Raw genomic sequence first — 21,213 nt, forward strand, 5'->3', positions numbered from 1 at the left:
CGCTTCACTTGCCCTTCAGCTCCAGCGCCCGGCGATACAGGGTCTTTCGGTTCAGACCCAAGGCCTTGGCCACCTCGGAAGCGGCGTCGCCGGTGGACAGGGTCTGAAGGGCGTCGATCAGGGCGGCGTCCGCGTCGGCCTCGGTCGCCTGGACCGCTTCGCCGGGGCCGACGACCACGACGATTTCGCCCTTGGGACTATCCAGACGGGGATCGACGGCCAAGTCGTCCAGCGTCCCGCGCACGCACTCTTCATAGAGTTTGGTCAGCTCGCGGGCGACGGCGGCGGGGCGCGGACCCAGCACGGCGGCCATATCGGTCAAACTGTCCTTCAGGCGCGGCCCGCTTTCGAAGAAGACCAGCGTCTGGCGCTGGCTCTTCAAGCCTTCCAGCGCGGCGGTGCGGCCTGCCGTCTTGGGCGGCAGGAAGCCGGCGAACAGCACCCGGTCGGCCGGCAAGCCGGCGATGCACAGGGCGGCCAACAGGCTCGAGGCGCCGGGGATCGGATGGACGGGCAGGCCCTCGGCGATCACCGCCCGGGCGACGACGAAGCCGGGGTCGCTGACCAGCGGCGTGCCCGCATCCGACACCAAGGCCACCACTTGTCCCTCGCGCAACCGTTCGATCGCCTGTTCGGCGGCGCGGCCGGACGCATGGTCGTCGCACCGTTCCAGCCTGGCCTTCAGCCCATAGGCGCTCAGCAGTTTGGCGGTGACGCGGGTGTCCTCGGCCAGCACCAGGTCGGCGGCGGCCAGCACGTCCAGCGCCCTCAGCGTCATGTCGCGCAGGTTCCCGATCGGGGTGGCCACCAGGTAGAGGCCCGGCTCCACCCGCCGGGGCGGCGGGGCGGCGGGCGGAAAGGGCGAGGCTTCGCTCAACGCTCGACCACGGCCGCGGGGGGACGCGGCGCCGAGGTCAGGCCTGACCCCTGGAAGGCGGGACCGGCGTCATAGGCGGCGAAGGTGGCTGCGGTGATGATCTCGCTGACCGAGGCGCCCAGCGACACGATCTGCACCGGCTTCTCCAGACCGACCAGCAACGGTCCGATCACGGTTGCGCCGCCCAGCGCCTGAACCAGTTTGGTCGAGATGGCGGCGGAATGGATGGCGGGCATGACCAGGACGTTGGCCGGCTTGGTCAGGCGGTTGAAGGCGTAGGCCGAATGCCCCTTGGGATCGAGCGCGACTTCCGGCGGCATTTCGCCTTCGTATTCGAAATCGACGCCCTTCTTGTCCAGGATGCGGATCGCCTCACGCACCTTCTCGGCGCGGTCGCCGGGCGGGTTGCCGAAGGTGGAATAGGACAGGAAGGCCACGCGCGGATTGCGACCCAGCTTCCTGACCGTATCGGCCGCCTTGATGGCGATGTCGGCCAGCTCTTCGGCGTTCGGCAGTTCGTGGATGGTGGTGTCGGCGACGAACAGGGTGCGCCCCTTGGCCAGCAGGATCGACAGGCCGATCAGGGTGTCGTCCACGTCCAGCACGCGCTGAACTTCTTTAAGCGCCATGTTGAAGTTGCGGGTCACGCCCGCGACCATGGCGTCGGCCCGGCCCTTGGCGACCAAGGTGGCGGCGAAATAGTTGCGGTCCTGATTGATCATCCGCTGCACGTCGCGGCGCAGATAGCCACGGCGCTGCAGCTTTTCGTACAGCCAATCGGTGTCCTCGACATTGTGGTCGGAGACGCGCGCGTTGGTGATCTCGATGCCCAGTTCGTCGAAGTTCAGGCCCGCCTCGGCGGCGTTCTGACGGATCAGATCCTCGCGGCCCACCAGGATCGGCGTGCCCAGATCGGCCTGTTTGAAGCCCCAGGCGGCGCGAATGACGGCGGGTTCTTCGCCCTCGGCGAAGACGACGCGCTTGTTCGGTCCGCCGCGCACGGCCGAGCTAATCTTCTGCATGAGGGCGGCGGACGGATCGACGCGCGAACGCAGCGCGTGACGATAGGCGTCCATGTCCTCGATCTGGACGCGGGCCACGCCGGTGTCCATCGCCGCCTGGGCGATGAAGGGCGGGATGTACCAGATCAGGCGCGGGTCGAAGGGCGTTGGGATGATGTAATCCGGCCCGAATTTCAGCTTGCGTCCGCGATAGGCGGCGGCGACCTCGTCCGGCACGTCTTCGCGCGCCAGGGCGGCCAGAGCCTGGGCGCAGGCGATCTTCATCTCGTGGTTCACGCGGCGCGCCCGCACGTCCAGCGCGCCCCGGAACAGATAGGGGAAGGCCAGGACGTTGTTGACCTGGTTCACATAGTCCGAGCGGCCCGTGGCGATGATGGCGTCCGAACGCACCGACTTGACGTCCTCGGGCGTGATCTCGGGGTCGGGGTTGGCCATGGCGAAGATGATCGGATTGGGCGCCATCGAGGCGACCATCTCCTTGGTGATTGCGCCCTTGGCCGACAGGCCCAGCACCACGTCGGCGCCGACCATGGCCTCGGCCAGAGTGCGCAGGGGCGTATCGGTGGCGTGGGCGGCCTTCCACTGGTCCATGCCGTGGTCGCGCCCCTTGTAGACGACGCCGTCTCGGTCGCAGATCACGGTGTTCTCGGCCTTGACGCCCGCGGCCTTCATCAGGGCGATGGAGGACAGGCCCGCCGCCCCGGCGCCGGCCAGCACGACCTTGATCTCGTCCAGCTTCTTGCCGGCGATATGGACCGCATTGATCAGGCCGGCGGTCGAGATGATGGCTGTGCCGTGCTGGTCGTCATGGAAGACGGGGATATCCAGCAGGTCCTGAAGCTCGCTTTCAATGACGAAGCATTCGGGGGACTTGATGTCCTCCAGATTGATGCCGCCCCAGGTGTCGCCAATGTTCTTGACGACGGTGATGAACTCGTCCGGGTCGGTGGTCTTCACTTCGACGTCGAAGCTGTCGACGTCGGCGAACCGTTTGAACAGGACCGACTTGCCCTCCATGACCGGCTTGGAGGCCATGTGACCCAGGTTGCCCAGGCCCAGGATCGCGGTGCCGTTCGAGATGACGGCGACCAGATTGCCCTTGGAGGTGTAGTCGTAGGCCTTGTCCGCATCGGCGGCGATGGCCAGGACCGGCACGGCCACGCCCGGCGAATAGGCCAGCGACAGGTCGCGCTGGGTCGCCATCGGCTTGGTCGGCGCCATGGAAATCTTGCCCGGCGTCGGGATGCGGTGGAAGTCCAGCGCTTCGTCGTCGGAGAAGGTTTGCTTTTCGGTCTGATCGGGCATCGGTCGTCCAGGGCGTCGGCGTGGCTTTAACCGTTCGTGTCCTAGAGGCTGGGACGGGCCGCGCCAACCCTTGACGCCGAGGAAGCCTGCGCAATCGGCCCGGAGCCTTAGCTGCGCGTCAGCGTCAACGCCGTCAGATCGACAGCACGCCCGTCCGTTCGATCTCGACCGGTCCGGTCATCAGGACGTGATCGGTCGCGGCATCCCAGTCGATGATCAGTTCGCCGCCATCGACGACGACCGTCGCCTTACGTTCGGTCAGGCCGCGCCGCGCGGTGGCGACCAGGGCGGCGCAGGCGCCGGTGCCGCAGGCCTTGGTCAGGCCGGCCCCCCGTTCCCAGACCCGCAGGCGGATGTGGTCCCGGTCCAGCACATTGGCGAAGCCGACATTGACCCCTTGCGGGAACAGCGGGTGATGCTCGACCAGAGAGCCGGACCCCGTGACGAAGCCGTCGTCCTGGCGGTCGGTGAAGAAGACCACGTGCGGATTGCCCATGGAGACGGCGCCGGGCGTATGCAGGATCGGCGCGTCGATCGGCCCGACCTGAAGCTCGATCCTGCGGGTGTCCATCTCTTCGGCCAGCGGAACCTGGGTCCAGTCCAGGCGGGGCCTGCCCATGTCCACGGTCACGCGGTGGTCGCCCGCTCGGGTGGCGGCGGTCGGGCCGGCCGCCGTATCGATGACGACGCGGTCCGAGGCGTTGGCCTGCATCAACAGCCAACCGACGCAGCGCAGGGCGTTGCCGCAGGTCTCGACCATCGATCCATCGGCGTTCCACACCCGCATGAAGGCGTCGGCCGTGTCTGACGGTTCGATGGCGATCAGTTGGTCGAACCCCTCGCCCGTCTGGCGGTCTCCCAGCGCACGAATCTGGTCCTCGCCGGGAGCGAACGGCTGTTCCAGCGCATTGACGACGACGAAGTCATTGCCGGCGCCGTTCATCTTGACGAAAGGACGGGTCATGCAGGCCATATAGGCCCAACCCAGCGTCGCGGAAACCAGCGTGTCCCAGACCGAAACCGACCCCAAGGACAACGGCCTGCGACTGCGCGCCCGGCTGCGATACCTGTATCACGGCAGTCAGCCGCCGGCGGTGCGGTTCCGGTTGATGGTCATCGTCATCGATCTGGCGATCATCGCCTTTTTCTTGGCGGCGCCGATCCTGAAGAACATGGGCTGGGCCTTCTATGCGCTGGATTATTTCGTCGCGGCCATCCTGGCCCTGGACCTGGCCGCGCGGGCCTATGCCTATGCCAACATCAAGGACTGGCTGAAGCGGCCGATCGTCTGGGTCGATCTGTTCGTGCTGGCGACCCTGTTGTTTCCGGCCTGGCTGTTCAACCTCGGCTTCCTGCGGATGCTGCGCCTATGGACCCTACTGAACTCGGACTTCTTCTGGCGCACCGTGGGGGCGCGGTTCGATGATACGCGGGTCGAGGGGATCGCGCGGGCCCTGGCCAATCTGATCACCTTCGTCTTCGTGGCGACCGGCTTCGTCTACGCGACCTTCAGGGGGCACGACGGCATCGCCGGCTATGTGGATGCGCTGTATTTCACGGTGGCCACCCTGACGACGACCGGGTTTGGCGACGTCACCCTGCCCGGCCCGTGGGGGCGGTTGTTGTCCATCGCCGTCATGCTGGTCGGAATCACCCTGTTCCTGCGCCTGGCCCAGGCCCTGATCCGACCGCACAAGGTGCATTTCCCCTGCGATCGCTGCGGCCTGCAGAACCACGATCCCGACGCCGTCCACTGCAAGGCGTGCGGTAATCTGCTTTGCATTCCCGACGAGGGATGAGGCGGCGCGTCCCGCCGATGTGACAAAACGGTTAGGTCGCACGGCTTGCCGCACGGGAAGGCGTCGTTAAGGTGCCGGCTTCGTTTTAGGGACCTGTCCATGATCCGTGCTTCCGCCGTCGCGCTTGCGACGCTTCTCGCCTCCACCAGCCTGACCTCGGTATCCATGGCCCAGACCCCCACCTCCTCACCCGCTCCGACCTCCGGCGGCTTCGCTGTCAGCGATGCGACCGATCCCTATCTGTGGCTCGAAGAGGTCGAGGGCGAGCGGGCGATGGAGTGGGTCAAGGCCCACAACGAACGCACCTTCGCCGTGCTGCAGGGCGATCCCCGCTACGAGACCCTGCATCAGCAGGCGCTGGAGATCGTTCAGGCCCAGGACCGCATCCCCTCGCCCGGCTTCACTCACGACGGCCATATCGACAACTTCTGGCAGGACGCCCAGCATGTGCGCGGGCTGTGGCGCCGCACGACGCTGGACAGCTATCGCACCGCCACGCCCGAGTGGCAGACCATCCTCGACATCGACGCCCTGGCGGCGGCCGAGGGCCAGAACTGGGTCTACAAGGGCTCGACCTGCCTTCAGCCCGACGAGCGCTACTGCCTGATCAGCCTGTCGAACGGCGGTAAGGACGCGGTGACCCTGCGCGAGTTCGACACGGTCGAGCGCAAGTTCGTCGACGGCGGCATCACCCTGCCGGAATCCAAGGGCGGCGCATCCTGGATCGACAAGGACACCCTGCTGATCTCGCGCGACTTCGGTCCCGGCACCCTGACCAACTCGGGCTATCCGATGGTGGTCAAGCGGATGAAGCGCGGCCAGACGCCCGACCAGGCCGAGACCCTGTTCACCGGCCAGCCGACCGACGTCTCGGTGTCCGGCTATACGCTGCGCGACGCCGACGGGGTGGTGAAGGCGATGCTGATCAACCGTTCGGTGGACTTCTATTCGTCCGAGACCTGGCGCCTGGGCGACGACGGCGCCCTGACCCAGCTTCAGCTGCCGGCCAAGTCCGACATCACCGGCCTAGTCCAGGGCCAGCTTCTGGTGTCGCTGAAACAGGACTGGACCGCGCCGTCGGGTCAGGATTTCAAGACCGGCGACCTGATCGCCTGGCCGTTGGAGGCCTGGCTGGCCGATCAGGCGACCCCGGCCCAGCTGGTGCTGCGTCCAACCGAGCGTCAGGCCATTGAGGGCGTCAACGTCACGCGCAACAGGCTGGTCGTGGCCCTGTACGAAAATGTGCGCGGTTCGGTGCGGGTTTACACCCCCGGTCAGGGCGAATGGGCGCACACGACGCTGGACCTGCCCCAGAACGTCTCTGTCGGCGTCGGTTCGGCCTCGGAGAAGGACGACAAGGTCTTTGTCAGCGTCACCGGCTATCTAAACCCCTCCAGCCTGTGGCTGGCGGATGCCGCGACTGGCGCGGTCGATCAGGTCAAGTCGATGCCGGCCAAGTTCGACGCCGCCGGCATGACGGTCGATCAGCACGAGGCCCGCTCGGCCGACGGGACCATGATCCCCTATTTCGTGGTGCATAAGGCGGACATGCCGCTGGACGGCTCCAACCCCACGCTTCTGTACGGCTACGGCGGGTTCGAAAGCTCGCTGCTGCCGGGCTATTCGGCGACGGTCGGCAAGCTGTGGCTGGAGCGGGGCGCCGTTTACGTCATCGCCAATACGCGCGGCGGCGGCGAGTTCGGACCGCGCTGGCACGAGGCGGCCTTGCAACAGAACCGCCAGCGCGCGCACGAGGATTTCCAGGCCGTGGCTCTGGACCTGATCGCCCGCGACATCACCAGTCAGCCCAAGCTGGGCATCATGGGCGGCTCGCAGGGCGGGCTGTTCATGGGCGCAATGCTGACCCAGCGTCCGGACCTGATCAACGCCGCCGTTATTCAGGTACCGCTGTTCGACATGCTGCGCTTCCACAAGCTTCTCGCCGGCGCCTCGTGGATCGGCGAATACGGCAACCCCGACATCCCCGAGCAGCGTGCCTGGATCGAGCAATACTCGCCCTATCAGAACCTGCGCGCGGGCCAGCCCTATCCAGAAGTCTTTATCCATACCTCGACCAAGGACGACCGCGTCCATCCGGGCCATGCGCGCAAGGCGGCGGCGCGTCTGGAAGAGCTGGGCTATCCGGTGCTGTTCTACGAGAACGTCGATGGCGGCCACGCAGCGGGCGCCAATCTGCGCGAGACCGCGCGTCGTCTGGCGCTGGAATACACCTATCTGTCGCGCCGCCTGATGGACACGCCGGCGCAGGAATAGGACTCAATCCTCCCCCGTGAGCGCCTGCGAACGGGGAAGGGGGACCACGAAGTGGGGGCGACCCCGCGCACCCTGTCTGGTTCCAGCCCCCTCCACCGCCTGCGGCGGTCCCCCTCCCCCGCGATGCGGAGGAGGATTAGTTTGCGGAGTTTTCGAATGCGTCACCTGATCCTGTCCGCCGCCATCCCGGCCCTTCTGATGGGGGCGCCGCCCGTGCTCGCACAGACGTCGACTGCTGCGGCGCAAGACAAGCCGGTCTGTTATGACTGTTCTGGGCCAGATGGCGCAGCGTTGACGACGCAACTCCCCCCTCCTCACTTCCCGCACGACCTGACCCCGGCGGGCGTCGCGGCGGCGGACGATCATCTGGCTCTGGAGCAGGTGGACGGGGCCGAGGCCATGGCCTTCGTCGCCGAGGAGAACCGCAAGTCCCTCGCCGTCCTGACCGGCGACCCGCGCTACGAAACCTTCCGCGCCGAGGCTCAGGCGATCCTGACTGCGACCGATCGCATCCCCAGCCCGTCCTTCCTGGGCGACGGCATCGGCAACTTCTGGCAGGACGCGACCAATCCCAAGGGCGTCTGGCGTCGCACGACGCTGGCCAGCTACCGGACCGCAACGCCGCAATGGGAGACGCTGCTGGACATCGACGCCCTGTCCAAGGCGGAGGGCAAGGACTGGGTGTTCAAGGGCGCTGACTGCCTGGCGCCGGACGACACGCGCTGCCTGATCAATCTGTCCGACGGCGGCAAGGACGCGGTGGTCGTGCGCGAGTTCGACCTGACGACCGGGCGCTTTGTGGATGGCGGTTTTAACCTGCCCGAGGGCAAGCACCGCATCGAATGGCTGGATCGCGACACCCTGCTGGTCGCCACCGATTTCGGCGCGGGCGCCATGACGGAGTCCGGCTATCCCTTCATCGTCAAGACGCTGAAGCGCGGTCAGACCCTGGCCCAGGCGACCGAGGTCTATCGCGGCGAACAGGGCGACGGCGGCTATGGCGTCAGCCCCGCCGTCTATCGCGACAGGGACGGCAAGGTGACGGCCGTCATCATCACGCGCCCGCTGGACACCTTCCGGTCCGAGACGTGGATGATGGCCCACGACGGTTCCACCCAAAAGCTGGCCTTGCCGGATCGGGTCAGCGTCTTCGGCGCGCAGGGAGACCTGTTGATCGTCTCCAACGACGAGGCCTGGACCTTCAACGGCATCGACTACAAGCCCGGTTCGCTGCTTTCGATCCCGCTGAACAGTCTGCGGGCCGACCGCGACGATCTGAGCATCAGCAATCAGGCCTACCTGATCTATGAACCGGCCGCGCGCCAATCTTTGGGTGACGTGCGAGTTCTGGATCGCCAGGTCGTCGCGTCTCTGTCCGACAATGTGGCCGGGCGGTTGGCGGTCTTCGAGAACAGGGGCGAGTTCGGCTGGCGGCGTCAGGACGTCGCCGTGCCCCAGAACATCGCCGTCGGTCTGGGCGATTCCTCCAAGTCGAAGGGCGAGGTCTTCGTCTCGACCCAGGGATTCCTGACGCCCCCGACTTTGAGCCTGACTTCAGTCGGTTCGACCGCACTGACCGAACTGAAGGCCGCCCCGGCCAAGTTCGACACCTCGACCCATGTGGTGGAGCAGTTCGAGGCGACCTCGACCGACGGGACGAAAATCCCCTATTTCGTCACCCGGCCGCGCGACATGAAGCTGGACGGCTCGAACCCGACCGTCATGCTGGGCTACGGCGGCTTCCAGGTCAGTCTGAACCCGGCCTACAAGCCCGAGATGGGCAAGCTGTGGCTGGAGCGGGGCGGGGTCTTCGTCCAGGCCAACATCCGCGGCGGGGGCGAGTTCGGGCCCGACTGGCACCAGGCGGCCTTGGACGGCGATCGTCAGAAGGCCTTTGACGACTTCGCCGCCGTGGCGCGCGATCTGGAACAGCGCGGGATCACCAGCCCGCGTCGCCTGGGCATCTATGGCCGCTCGAACGGCGGGGTCCTGACCTCGGTGTCGATCACCCAGCACCCCGAACTGTTCAATGCGGCGGTGATCGAAAGCCCGCTGGTGGACATGCTGCGCTATCACGAATTGCCGGCCGGGGCGTCGTGGATCGGCGAATACGGCGACCCGCGCATCCCCGAAGAAGCCGCGTGGATCGCGAAATATTCCGCCTATCAGCAGCTCCGTCCGGGCCAACCCTATCCCCGCGTCTATCTGACCACCAACACGCGCGACGACCGGGTCCACCCCGGCCATGCGCGCAAGTTCGCCGCGCGCCTGGGCGATATGGGCTATGACCACCTCTATTATGAGGACACGGCCGGCGGCCACTCCAACGACGCCGACCCGGTCGCCAACGCCCGTCGCTGGGCCCGCCACTATGTCTATCTGTCGCAACAGCTGATGGATTGAATGAAGCGGAGGGAGAGCCTCACGCGAATATGAGGCGCTCCATTGCAGCCCGAGGGCTAAGAACGACGGCATGAACACCAAGGGTTGGATCATCGCGGGCACGGTCATGGCGGGCGCCCTTGCAGCCGTCGCCTCGGCAGCCCAGCCGGCGGCGGGGCGTCCGCCGCTTGCGCCGCGCCACGCGACGGCCAACGGCCCGCCGGTGGTCGTCGAACTGTTCACCGCCCAGGGCTGTGGCGGCTGCATCGAGGCCAATGCGGCGGTGGAGAAGGCGGCGGCCCAGCCCGGCGTCATCGCCCTCACCTACGGCGTCGACTACTGGGATTACCTCGGCTGGACCGACACCTTCGCCCGGCCCGAGTTCGTTCAGCGCCAGCGCGCCTATCGCGCCGCCCTGCGTCAGCGCGGCGTCTCGACGCCGCAGGTCGTGATCGACGGCCGACGTCAGGTGTCGGGCGCCCGCAGCGTCGAGCTCGAAACCGCCATCGGTCAGGAGGCGGTGCGTCAGGCCTGGCCGCCGGAGATCGAGTTCCGCGAGAACGGAGCCGGCGTCGGCGTCGGTTCCGGCCGCGCGCCGGTCGGCGGCGCCGAGGTGGTGGCGGTGACCTATACGCCCGGTCCTCAGGTGGTCGAGGTCCGTCAGGGCGAGAACAGAGGTCAGGCCGTGCGACACATGAACGTCGTGCGCGGCGTGACGCGCCTGGGCGAATGGCGCGGCCGCCCGATGCTCTACGCGCTGCCGTCCGCCCGCCCCGGCGAGGCCGTGGCGGTGCTGGTGCAAGGCAAGACGGACAAGCGCATCTTGGGCGCCGCCGTCAGGGACTAGGCGGCAAGGCGTTGCCTTTCGTCGCCGAGGGGCATAGGGCGCTGATCGGATTGGGCCCTGTCGCCGTCAGCAGGCCCAGGCGATAGGGCAGGTCGATATAGGCCGTGTCCGCCGCATGCGGCTCCAGGCCTTGATAAAGGAACTGAAGCGGCTGGCAGGGATCTAGCGTCAGGGTCTGATCATAGCCGCTGCGAACCAACTCGCCATGCGATACGCCCTGAGACCAGGCCTCTCCATCGAAGACGACGTTGTCCGATCCGGCGAAGGAACGCGATGGACTGCCGGCCAGCAGACGCCAGTCGCCATCTAGGCGGTCGCTGGTCCAGGCGCGGAAATAGCGGCCCTGCGGTCCAATGGCCTCGACCAGGGTCAGGTAGGTGTTCGTGCCGGCCAGTCGATAGTGCATGCTGGCTTCGAAGACGTCGTCTCGCGGCCCTGTCATCATGCGGCGTGTGTCGGAGAAGCCGGCCGGAAATTGCTGGAGCGAGGTTCGCGACCGGAACAGATTTCCATGGTCGTCGGTGTTGAACAGATAGCAGGACACGTCATCGCATATGACCCAGAAATCGAGCCAGGCCTCCTGGCCCGTGGCGGCCTTAATGATGTCCGGGGCCTGATCGAAGAACGGTTTCGGCCCGCTCCAGGATAGTGGGTCGCCAATCGTCGCGGTCGTCGAATAGACGGGCGGCCCGCTCTGATAGACCATGTACCAGAGCTTCTGCGGCGCGAAGTAGAACACCTGCGGGGCGGCTCTGTAACCGGGCCCGATACCCGACTGCTTCAGATCGACGATGGGGGCGGTCGATGCCTGCGACCAGTCTGTGAAATGGGTATAGGCCATGTGCCAGCCCTCGGCACCGACTGAGGTCATGAAGACATGATACTCGTCATCCACATAGACGATCGTGGGGTCCTTCAGGGCCGAATATCCGTTCCCGTCACCGGCCCTTGGGGCGATGAGTTGGGCCGAAGAGCGCCAGTGGAATCGTGGAGGCGACGCCGCGTCTTCCACGGACTGCGCCGTCGTTGGATTGAAATGGACGACAAACACGCAGGCCAATGCGGCAATGATCGGCCGTGTCCATCGACGGTTGTTCCTTAGCATGATCACTGCCTGAAGCGCTTTGAAACGGAAATCAGACCCGGCCTATCCATAAATGGCGCTGACGTTAAAGACGTCTAGGCTCCCGCCTGCTTCGCAAACCCCCAGGCCGCGTCGCTGAGCGGACCGACCTGGGCGGCCATGGTCTTGGCGTGGGCGCTGGCGGCGGTGCCGTCGCGGACGCGGCCGGCGATGCCTTGGCAGATGGCCGCCAGGCGGAACAGATTGTAGGCGTAGAGCCAGTCGAGGTTGGCGGGCCGCATGCCTGTCGCGGCGGCGTAGCGTTCCACGGTCTCCTCCACGGACGGGATGCCCAAGGCTTCCAGATCGGCGCCGGCGAGGCCGTTGCGCAGCGAAGCCGGAATGGCCCAAGCGATCAGCAGATAGGAGAAGTCGGCCATCGGATCGCCCAGGGTCGACAGCTCCCAATCCAGCACGGCGCGAACCTCTGCGCGGTCCGGCGCCAGGATCATGTTGTCGAGACGAAAGTCGCCGTGGACGATGCGGCTGGGTCCCTCGGCCGGGAGGCTTTCGGGCAGGAAGGCGATCAGCCGGTCCATCACCGGAACCGGCTCGGTCTCAGACGCCCGGTACTGCTTGGTCCAACGAGCGACCTGACGCGCGAAATAGTTTCCAGCCTTGCCGTAGTCGCCCAAGCCGATGGCGGCCGGATCGAAGGCGTGCAGCCGGGCCAGCGTGTCCGTCTGGGCTTCATATACGGCGCGCCGCTCCACGGGCGTCAGGCCGGGCAGCTTCAAATCCCAGAAGATCCGACCCTCGACCTTGTCCATCACATAGAAGATCGAGCCGATGACGGTTTCGTCCAGGCATAGGGCATGCGGCTTGGCGACGGGGAAGCCCTGCGCGGCCAGAGCCGAGATGATCTGAAACTCGCGGTCGACGGCGTGGGCGCTGGGCAGCAGGACGCCGGGCGGTTTGCGACGCAGCACATAGGCGTGCGTGGGCGTCACCAGTTCATAGGTCGGGTTCGACTGGCCGCCTTTGAACTGTCGCACCGTCAGCGGGCCGCCGTATCCCGAGACGTGGGCGCGCATCCAGGCATCCAGCGCCGCCTCGTCTAGGCGATAGCGCGGATCGACCTCGCGCGTGCCGGAGAAGGCGCTCTGGGCGTCCAGCGGGGCGGCGTCGGTCATGCGGCGGTCCTCGTCGTTTCCTTGAGCCGTCCGGATCTCACGCCCGGTCCGACGCGGCGATGATGGCGGCCTTCACCGCGCGACGCCAGCCGGAAAGCAGACGCTCGCGCTCGTCCGCCTTCATGCGCGGTTTCCAGCAGGCGGGCGCCTCGGCCGGGCGCGCCTCCAAGTCCGGCAAAAGGCCGACGCCCAGGGCCGCCAGGCGCGCGGCGCCCAGGGCCGTCATCTCCTGGAAGGCCGGACGCTCCACCTCGACTTCGCAGATGTCGGAAACGAACTGCATGGCGAAACTGTTGGCGGTGACGCCGCCGTCCACCTTCAGCGTCTTCAGAGGCGGGGCGCCGTCGGCGGCCAGGGCGTCGAGCAGATCGCGCGTCTGATAGGCCAGGGCTTCCAGCGCGGCGCGGACGAAATGGGCCGGACCGGAATCCCGTGTCAGCCCGACGATGGTCCCCCTCGCTTCCGGTTCCCACCATGGCGCGCCCAGACCGGTGAAGCCCGGGACCATATAGACCCCGCCGTTGTCCCTGAGCGTCTGCGCCATCGCCTCCGACTGACGCGACTCCGAGATCAGCCCGACCCCGTCTCTCAGCCACTGGATCGCCGAGCCGGCCGAGAAGATCGACCCCTCCAGCGCATAGGCGGTCTGGCCGTCGGCCTGATAGCCGAGCGTGCCCAACAGACGCCGTGTCGAGGCCACCGGCTCCGCGCCGACATTGGCGACCAGAAAGGCGCCGGTGCCATAGGTGATCTTGGCGTCCCCGGCCTTCAGCGCCCCGTGCCCGACAAGGGCTGCCTGCTGGTCTCCGGCCGATCCGGCGATGGGCAGAGGCTGGCCAAACAGCGCCGGATCGCTCTCGCCGATCACACCCGCGCAGGGGACGATGTCAGGCAGGGCTTCGCGCGGGATGTCGAACACATCGCACAGGTCGTCACGCCATTCGACCGTCCTCAGATCCATCAACGACGTGCGTGAAGCATTGGTCGCATCGGTGGCGTGGACCCGGCCGCCAGTGAGCTTCCAGATCAGCCAGGCGTCGATCGTGCCCAGCTTGACCTCGCCCTTCGCCGCCCGCTCGCGCGATCCGGGCACAGCGTCCAGGAGCCAAGCGAACTTGGTCGCCGAGAAATAGGGATCGAGGATCAGGCCGGTCATGGTCTGGACCCGAGGCTCGTGGCCTTGGGCGGTCAGGCGTGCGGTGACGTCGGCAGTACGGCGATCCTGCCAGATGATGGCGCGATGCAGCGGCTCGCTGGTCGCTGCATCCCAGATTACGGCCGTTTCCCGCTGATTGGTGATGCCGATGGCGTTGAAGCGGGCGACGCCGCCGGCCTTGCGCACTACCTCTCGACAGGTCTGGAGCGTCGCCGCCCAGATTTCGGCGGCGTCATGTTCGACCCAGCCGGACTTCGGGAAATGCTGGGCCAGCTCGATCTGGCTGACCGCGACGGGCCTGAGGTTCTGTTCCCGAATCTCGAAGGCGATGGCGCGGGTCGAGGTCGTGCCCTGGTCGATGGCGAGGATCAGGCTCATGGTTCTCTCCCGGCTGCGTCTTGGGCTAAGGGGAGCATATGACGACGCACCTGCCCAGCTATGAAGGCGTCCTTGACGCCGCCCGCCAGATCGATGGAGTCGCCGTCCGCACGCCCCTGCTTGAAAGTCCTGCGCTGAATGCAGCGGTCGGCGGGCGGGTTCTGATGAAGGCGGAAAGCCTGCAGCGCGCTGGAGCCTTCAAGTTTCGCGGCGCCTACAACCGCATCAGCCGACTGACCGACGATGAGAAGGCGCGCGGCGTCGCCGCCTTCTCATCCGGGAACCATGCCCAGGGGGTGGCCGCCGCCGCCGCCATGGTCGGGACGCCGGCGGTCATCGTCATGCCGTCGGACTCGCCCAGGGTGAAGGTCGAGGGCGTGATCGGCTTCGGCGGCGAGGTGCGCTTCTACGACCGCTGGAGCGAAAGCCGCGAGGCGATCGGCGCGGCCATCGCCGCCGAGCGCGGCTCGATCCTGGTTCCCCCCTTTGATGATCCCTTCGTTATCGAGGGTCAGGGGACGACGGCGCTGGAAATGCTGGATCAGGCGGATGCGCCCTTCGACCAGCTGCTATGCGGGGCGTCCGGCGGCGGGTTGATGGCCGGGATCAATCTGGTCATGGCCGAACGCAGTCCCGCGACGAAGGTGTTCGTGGTCGAGCCCGAAGCGTTCGACGACACCGCGCGATCGCTGGCGGCTGGAGAGCGTGTCGGTCATCCGCAAGGCGCGCCCTCGATCTGCGACGCCCTGATGTCGCCGATGCCGGGCGTGCTGACCTGGCCGATCAATCGAAGGCTGGCGGGGGCGATCACCGTCTCGGACGAGGAGGTTGCGCAAGCGATGCGGTTCGCGTTCCGCCATCTGAAGATCGTCCTCGAACCGGGCGGCGCCGTCTCGCTAGCGTCCGTGCTTGCCGGAAAGATCCGGACGAAAGGACGGACGACAGCCATTGTCCTTTCGGGCGGAAATGTTGATCCGACGCTGTACGCCGAGATCATCGAGGGGCGCTTCGGCGGCTGAGGGTCTTTCCTTCGTGACAACGGTCGGCCAACCTCACATCAAATGAACTGAGGAAACGCACAATGACCAAGGCCAGTGAACTTCAGACATTGATCGGCCGGGAGGTCGGTGTGTCGAAATGGTTTGATGTCACTCAGGCCCGGATCGACGCCTTCGCCGATTGCACCGAAGACCACCAGTTCATCCATGTCGATCCAGAAGCGGCCAGGGCCACGCCGTTCGGCGGAACAATCGCGCACGGCTTTCTGACCCTGAGCCTCGCTTCGGCCATGAGCTATGATGCGGTGGCGCCCCTGGAGGGCGTCGTGATGGGCGTAAACTACGGCTTTGACAAGCTGCGGTTCCTGGCGCCGGTGCCGGCAGGATCACGCATTCGCGGTCGCTTCAAGCTCTTATCGGCGGACGACAAGGGCGGCGGACGCTGGTTGCTGAAACACGAACTGACCGTCGAGATCGAAGGGGCCGACAAGCCGGCGATGATTGCGGAGTGGCTCGGGATGCAGATGGTCGATCCAAAAAACGAGCCATGACGCTCGCATAGGTTATAGCGCCGCGCGGTCCTAGATTGTGACGTGTCGAGGGCTGGTGATTAACCATTCTGTGGCCTGACCCGAAATTCACGTGTATCATCAAGGCCACGGTCTCAGATTTGCTGTTCGATATCGTCACGTTTCCGCCTCGACCTTATACGGCAAGGCTGGTAAGACCCGCGTAGGCGGTAGACCCGCCCCCTACTATAACAGAGGCGGAGGGATACCCCCCTATGCGTATGAAGACTTTCGTGCTGGCCACCAGCGCAGCGGCCGCCTTGGCCCTGTCGGCTGGCGCCGCATCGGCGGAACCCAATGGTTGGTACGGCGCCATCGACGCCGGCTACCACATGATCGACGATATCAATGCTGAATCGTCCACGACCGGCGCCAACTGGAACTGGGAAGTGAACGACGGCTGGGCGGCTTTCGCTCGCCTCGGCTATCGCTTCAACCCGAACTGGCGCGTTGAACTGGAGGGCGGTTATCGCTCGGGCGACATCGGCCGCGTTCGCGCCGTGTCGGGCACGCAGGGCCTGTGCAACTTCACCCCGGCGACGGGCGGTTGCTTCTCGCCCGAAGGCGACATCGAATCCGCCACCCTGATGGCCAACGTCATCTATGACTTCGGCTTCGAGTACTGGGGCGTTCGTCCGTTCGTCGGCCTCGGCGCCGGCGTCAACCGCGTGAAGACCGACACGACCGGCGCTCTGCGCGCCAACCGCGCCGCCACCTTCACGGCTGATGACGACTCGACCAAGTTCGCCGCTCAGGCGATCGCTGGTCTGGCCTGGGCTGTGGGCGACCGCACCAACATCGACCTGACCTACCGTTACCTGACGGGCGACGCCAACTTCGCCTCGACGACGGTCGGCGCTGGTCCTGGCGCTACGCAGTTCGGCGAATGGGACGGCGACTACGATCAGTCGCACACCGTGACCCTGGGTCTGCGCTACAGCTTCGGTGCGGAAGACGCTCCGCCCCCGCCGCCTCCCCCGCCGCCCCCGCCCCCGCCGCCTCCTCCGCCCCCGCCGCCCCCGCCGCCGGTCGCTCAGACCCCGGTCGCTCGCCAGTTCGTCGTCTACTTCGACTGGGATCGCTCGGACCTGACCGCGGAAGCCCGTTCGGTGGTGACGCAGGCCGCCAACTACGCCAAGTCGGGTCGTCCGACGCGCGTCCTGATCGTCGGCTACACCGACACCTCGGGTTCGGCCGCCTATAACCTGGGTCTGTCCAACCGTCGTTCGCGCACCGTCGCGGACGCCCTGGTCGCTCAAGGCGTCAACGGCGGCGTGATCGCCCTCGACGGCAAGGGTGAAACCAACTTGGCCAAGCCGACCGCCGACGGTGTGCGTGAACCGCTCAACCGCCGCGCGACCATCGACATCAACTTCTAAGACTTTCGGAGCCGATCCGGTTCGTCCGGGACGGCTCCGACCTTCGAAGTCGTCGAAAGACAGAACGCCGCCTCCGAAAGGAGGCGGCGTTTTCTTTGCCGTATCGTCTGCCCGTTTTGAGCAGCGACAGCAGAAAGGGCGGCGCCTTGCGACGCCGCCCCAGGTATTCTGACTTGAGGCCTGATCAGCCGGTGAACGGACGGATCAGGATTTCGACGCGGCGGTTCTGCGCCTTGCCTTCGGCTGTGGCGTTGGTGGCCACGGGTTCGCTGGAGCTCTTGCCGGCGACATAGAGACGCTGGGCGAGAACACCGCGGCGAACCAGTTCCGAAGCGACGCTGCTGGCCCGACGTTCCGACAGCGGCTGATTGATCGCATCGCCGCCCGAGGAGTCGGTGTGGCCGATCACGTCCACGGTCGACTGGTCATACTGTTGCAGCACGCGGGCGACGTCCTCCAGCACGGGCAGGAAGCGCGGGTCGATCGACGATTGGTTGGTGGCGAAGGTCACGTCCGACGGCATCCGCAGCACAAGCAGGTCGCCCTGACGCGCCACGCCGACGCCGGAGCCGGACAATTCGGCCTCCATCGCACGCTGCTGACGATCCATGTATTGGCCCACTGCGGCGCCGCCCAGCGCGCCAACGCCAGCCCCAATCAAGGCGTTCTTGCGGCCCTGCTCGCCGTTCGACGTGTTCGTCAGATAGCCGAGAAGCGCGCCGCCGACAGCGCCGGCGATGGCGCCGGTTCCGGTGTTGTTGCGGACCGGACCCGAGCGGTACGGGTCGGTGGTGGTGCAGGCGGCGGCGCCTAGGAGGGCGGCGATGGAGACGCTGGCGACGATAAACTTGGCGCGCATGGACTAGTCCTTTTCTCTGATTGCGATCTGGCGCGAAAACGTAGGCTCACTGTGAAGGTTCCAATCTGTATCGGGCATGAACGCTCGTCCGATGGTTTCGCGACGCCCTGACAAGGGCGCAGATTAGGCGTATGGGAACCGCCGCACCTTTTCAGATCGAGGATGTTCGTGAGCACGACCCTGAACGACAGCCCTGCCGGCCGCGCCATCCAGCCGGTCTCGATGACCCAATATGATGTCGATTTCCAAGGGTTCAGCGACGCCCTGGGCGCGTCCTTCTCGCGCTACGGCTTCGCGGTGGTCGCCGACCATGGTTTGGACGAGGCGCGCATCGCGGCCGCCATCGACGACGCCAAGGCCTTCTTCGCCCTGCCGGAGGACGTAAAGCGCCAGTATCACCAACCCGGCACAGGCGGCGCGCGCGGTTTGACGCCGTTTGGCGTCGAGGCGGCCAAGGACGCCAAGACGGTCGACCTGAAGGAGTTCTGGCACGTCGGTCGCGAGTTGCCCGAAGGCCATCCCTATCGCCGCTATATGCGCGACAACGTCTGGCCGACCGAGGTCGAGGGCTTCCGCGAGCATCTGTACGGCATGTTCGAAGACCTCGACGCTCTGGGAGCCAAGATTCTGCGCGCCATCGCTCGCTATCTGAAGCTGGGCGACGACTTCTTCGCCGACAAGGTCGAGATGGGCAACAGCGTCCTGCGCATGCTGCACTATCCGCCGGTGCCTGCAGATGCACCGGGTGTTCGGGCCGGAGCCCATGAGGATATCAACGTCATCACCCTGTTGCTGGGCGCCGAGGAGGCCGGGCTACAGCTGAAGGAAAAGGACGGCAGCTGGCTGGACATCGCGCCGCCGCCCGGCGCCCTGGTGGTCAATATCGGCGACATGTTGCAGCGGCTGACCAACCACGTCCTGCCGTCGACCACCCACCGCGTGGTTAATCCGGCGCCCGAGCGCCGCGGGTTCGCGCGCTATTCGACGCCCTTTTTCCTGCACTTCAACCCGGACTTCCCAATCGAGACCCTGCCCAGCGCCATCACGCCGGATAATCCCGATCGCTATGCGGGCAAAACCATCCTGGCCGAGGACTATCTGACAGAGCGCCTGCGGGAAATTCGCCTGCTCTAGGCCGTCAGCGGGAGATCCTCAGTCGGGTGATGTCGCGTCCGATGGCCTGGAAGTCGTTGGACAGGTCCGCCCCCGACTGCGGCAGGAAGGCCTTGTCCTTGTCGGTGGCGCAACTGCTGAGGATGTTCGCCGCCTCGCTGCCGGGGGTGATCGAAAACCCCACCGTATAGACGATGACGTCCTTCGCCTTCATGCCGGCACAGAGCTTCGCCGCCTGGTCGAACGGGTCGCCGTTCGTCGCGTCGCAGGCGATCTTGTCGTAGAGACTGCCTGACCCGGAACCGGCGTTTCGAGCGATCACGCCGCCGCAATAAGGGGTGTTGAACTCGCCGTCGGTCATCAGAATGACAGCCTTCAGCACCTTCGTCGGCGCATAGGCGGCGGCCGTATTCGATGTCCACAGCGCATTGAACTGGTTGGATACCGTGTACCACCCCCAGGCGAGGCCGATCTGACCGGCGGTCGATCCCGTGACCGACAGACCATTCACAAGGTTGGTCAGGGTGTCGATGTTGGACGTCAGAGGCTGGATCGTCGCCGCTGGACAGGGATTGCGTGGAGACGCGTAGTTTCGGCCGACGTAGGCGGAACCGGGGGCCGTGTCGGTATAGGCCGACGACCCTGCACGCTCACTGACGCAGGTGGTGTTGTCGAACACGTTCAGACGATTGTACTGCGGATCGCGGAAGACGCGTTTCGCGCATCCGTCACGGCCGCATTGAACAGAGCCGCCATTGGAATAGTCGGCGTAGGCGGCGCCCCCGACGGGCAGGACGAAGGCATCGTTGGATGTGCGCTCATAGACTTCGAAAAGGCCGCCGTTGTTGTTCAGCGCGCTCATCCCATTCACGCCGGTGATCTGAACGCCTTCGTCCTCGGACAGGCCATGGTTATTGGAGGTGATGGTGATGAAGCAGTCCGAGCGCGTGCATTTGCGGATCTGGCCGCCGGAGCTGTAGCTGCTGTAACCGCTGCTCGTGTTCAGCGCATACCAGTTGCCGCCGGACTGATACTGCAGGGAGACCTTGTTGGAGTCGATGCGAACGACCTTGTAGGTGCGGTTGTTGATCTGGGTCATGCCGCTGACGCCGCTGATCCAGACGTAGTCGTTGGTCGCCAGTCCGTGGCTGTTGGCGGTAACGACGCCGGGTGAGGCGCGGGTGATGCCGGAAATCGACTTGGCGGAGGCCGCCGCCCACGAGGCGCCGGTGATGCTGGTTGATCCGATCGAGGCGCCGCGCGCGGCGTCTGCGCGAGAGCCCAGGTTCACGCCGATCGAATAGGGCACGATGGCCATGCGCGAATAGTAGGGCGTCTGTTTCGCCGCCGGTTGAACGACCAGCTTGATCAGCTGATTCGCCGCGTTTTTCAGATCGCCGATCCGGTTGTTGCTGCCCATGGAGCCGGTGATGTCGAGCACCAGCGAGACCTCGATGTCCTTGGACGATCGGTTCACCTCGGAGTGGACGCTCACAGGCAGGGTGTCGTCCAGAATCTTGCCATAGGGCGGCAGGACCACGTTGGCGATCAGGGTCTTCACCTGGACCTGAATGTCGGCGATGACGACTTGATCCTTCGTCAGCTCGATCTTTACGGCATCGTCGGAAAACGGCTCGACCGAGGCGTTGCGCAGATTGGCTTTCAGGGCCACAAGGGCGACGGTCTTCAGGTCCTTGGGGTCGGTGTAGGATGACCGTGCGGCCGCGAGCGTGGCGGCGTCCAAGGCGTCCTGCACCCGCGCCTTGGCCGTCGTCACCCGATTGATGTCGATGCCGCCCAGCGTCAGCATGACCAGGGCCGGCATCACCAGGGCGAAGATCATCACGACATTGCCGCGCCGGTCCGAAGCCAGTTGGGTCGCCAGCCCGCGCAGGGCCCGAACCGCATTTCCGATCCGTTTGGACGCGTTCACAATGATCATCCCCAAGGGCGCAGATCGCCCGGATCCCGCCTGAATAGCGCTCAGTCTGCCATCAGG

16 protein-coding genes are annotated in these 21,213 nt (G+C 66.0%); 8 read left to right on the top strand and 8 right to left on the bottom strand.

Going from position 1 to position 21,213, the window contains the following annotated elements; genetic code table 11:
• Positions 1–4: 4 nt before the first annotated feature.
• The 3 genes from rsmI to dapF form a co-directional block, all read right to left on the bottom strand.
• Positions 5–877, bottom strand: a complete 873-nt coding sequence (rsmI, locus tag O2K97_RS02235; protein ID WP_055809787.1) for a 16S rRNA (cytidine(1402)-2'-O)-methyltransferase — start codon at positions 875–877, stop codon at positions 5–7.
• Positions 874–3,204 carry an NADP-dependent malic enzyme gene (locus O2K97_RS02240; RefSeq protein ID WP_017506676.1) on the bottom strand — a complete coding sequence of 777 codons (2,331 nt, stop codon included), beginning with the start codon at positions 3,202–3,204 and terminating at the stop codon, positions 874–876. Before O2K97_RS02240 ends, rsmI begins: the two co-directional genes overlap by 4 nt.
• Positions 3,205–3,337: 133 nt before the next feature.
• Entirely contained in the window at positions 3,338–4,168 is an 831-nt protein-coding gene (gene dapF / locus O2K97_RS02245; protein WP_269220272.1) for a diaminopimelate epimerase, read from the bottom strand.
• A gap of 40 nt (positions 4,169–4,208) precedes the next feature.
• Here dapF and O2K97_RS02250 point away from each other — a divergent pair, with 40 nt between their 5' ends.
• The 4 genes from O2K97_RS02250 (at position 4,209) to O2K97_RS02265 (ending at position 10,506) form a co-directional block, all read left to right on the top strand.
• Complete coding sequence (locus O2K97_RS02250; RefSeq protein ID WP_269220273.1) at positions 4,209–5,003, top strand: potassium channel family protein; 795 nt, start codon at positions 4,209–4,211, stop codon at positions 5,001–5,003.
• Positions 5,004–5,102: 99 nt separating this feature from the next.
• Positions 5,103–7,277: a prolyl oligopeptidase family serine peptidase gene (locus O2K97_RS02255; protein WP_269220274.1), complete on the top strand. Its 2,175-nt coding sequence runs from the start codon at positions 5,103–5,105 to the stop codon at positions 7,275–7,277.
• Positions 7,278–7,433: 156 nt separating this feature from the next.
• Complete coding sequence (locus tag O2K97_RS02260) at positions 7,434–9,680, top strand: prolyl oligopeptidase family serine peptidase (protein WP_269220275.1); 2,247 nt, start codon at positions 7,434–7,436, stop codon at positions 9,678–9,680.
• Positions 9,681–9,750: 70 nt separating this feature from the next.
• The gene (locus tag O2K97_RS02265) at positions 9,751–10,506 is read left to right on the top strand and encodes a DUF1223 domain-containing protein (RefSeq protein WP_269220276.1); all 756 of its coding nucleotides are present in this window, start codon (positions 9,751–9,753) and stop codon (positions 10,504–10,506) included.
• On the opposite strand, the gene O2K97_RS02270 is transcribed toward O2K97_RS02265, so the two are convergent.
• The 3 genes from O2K97_RS02270 to glpK all read right to left on the bottom strand — a co-directional run bounded on the left by O2K97_RS02270 (position 10,496) and on the right by glpK (position 14,296).
• Positions 10,496–11,611 carry a non-reducing end alpha-L-arabinofuranosidase family hydrolase gene (locus tag O2K97_RS02270; RefSeq protein WP_269221083.1) on the bottom strand — a complete coding sequence of 372 codons (1,116 nt, stop codon included), beginning with the start codon at positions 11,609–11,611 and terminating at the stop codon, positions 10,496–10,498. The genes O2K97_RS02265 and O2K97_RS02270 overlap by 11 nt on opposite strands.
• A 74-nt stretch (positions 11,612–11,685) precedes the next feature.
• A complete protein-coding gene (locus O2K97_RS02275; RefSeq protein WP_269220277.1) occupies positions 11,686–12,762 on the bottom strand; it encodes a phosphotransferase family protein in 1,077 nt (358 codons plus the stop codon).
• A gap of 37 nt (positions 12,763–12,799) precedes the next feature.
• Complete coding sequence (gene glpK / locus O2K97_RS02280) at positions 12,800–14,296, bottom strand: glycerol kinase GlpK (RefSeq protein WP_269220278.1); 1,497 nt, start codon at positions 14,294–14,296, stop codon at positions 12,800–12,802.
• Positions 14,297–14,334: 38 nt separating this feature from the next.
• Here glpK and O2K97_RS02285 point away from each other — a divergent pair, with 38 nt between their 5' ends.
• The 3 genes from O2K97_RS02285 to O2K97_RS02295 all read left to right on the top strand — a co-directional run bounded on the left by O2K97_RS02285 (position 14,335) and on the right by O2K97_RS02295 (position 17,242).
• The gene (locus tag O2K97_RS02285; protein WP_269220279.1) at positions 14,335–15,315 is read left to right on the top strand and encodes a threonine ammonia-lyase; all 981 of its coding nucleotides are present in this window, start codon (positions 14,335–14,337) and stop codon (positions 15,313–15,315) included.
• Positions 15,316–15,377: 62 nt separating this feature from the next.
• Entirely contained in the window at positions 15,378–15,845 is a 468-nt protein-coding gene (locus tag O2K97_RS02290; protein ID WP_269220280.1) for a MaoC family dehydratase, read from the top strand.
• A 239-nt stretch (positions 15,846–16,084) separates the two neighbouring features.
• Positions 16,085–17,242 (top strand): OmpA family protein, encoded by a 1,158-nt coding sequence (locus O2K97_RS02295; RefSeq protein WP_269221084.1) that lies wholly within the window; start codon positions 16,085–16,087, stop codon positions 17,240–17,242.
• Positions 17,243–17,426: 184 nt separating this feature from the next.
• Here O2K97_RS02295 and O2K97_RS02300 read toward each other — a convergent pair whose 3' ends face one another.
• Entirely contained in the window at positions 17,427–18,101 is a 675-nt protein-coding gene (locus tag O2K97_RS02300; RefSeq protein WP_017505819.1) for an OmpA family protein, read from the bottom strand.
• A 162-nt stretch (positions 18,102–18,263) separates the two neighbouring features.
• Here O2K97_RS02300 and O2K97_RS02305 point away from each other — a divergent pair, with 162 nt between their 5' ends.
• The gene (locus O2K97_RS02305) at positions 18,264–19,235 is read left to right on the top strand and encodes an isopenicillin N synthase family dioxygenase (protein ID WP_419466077.1); all 972 of its coding nucleotides are present in this window, start codon (positions 18,264–18,266) and stop codon (positions 19,233–19,235) included.
• 4 nt (positions 19,236–19,239) lie between these two features.
• Here the strand turns inward: O2K97_RS02305 and O2K97_RS02310 are convergent, their stop codons facing one another.
• Positions 19,240–21,147 carry a TadE/TadG family type IV pilus assembly protein gene (locus O2K97_RS02310; protein WP_269220281.1) on the bottom strand — a complete coding sequence of 636 codons (1,908 nt, stop codon included), beginning with the start codon at positions 21,145–21,147 and terminating at the stop codon, positions 19,240–19,242.
• Positions 21,148–21,213 lie beyond the last annotated feature (66 nt).

This window comes from Brevundimonas vesicularis (genome assembly GCF_027105095.1).
Classification (GTDB): Bacteria; Pseudomonadota; Alphaproteobacteria; order Caulobacterales; family Caulobacteraceae; genus Brevundimonas; species Brevundimonas vesicularis_E.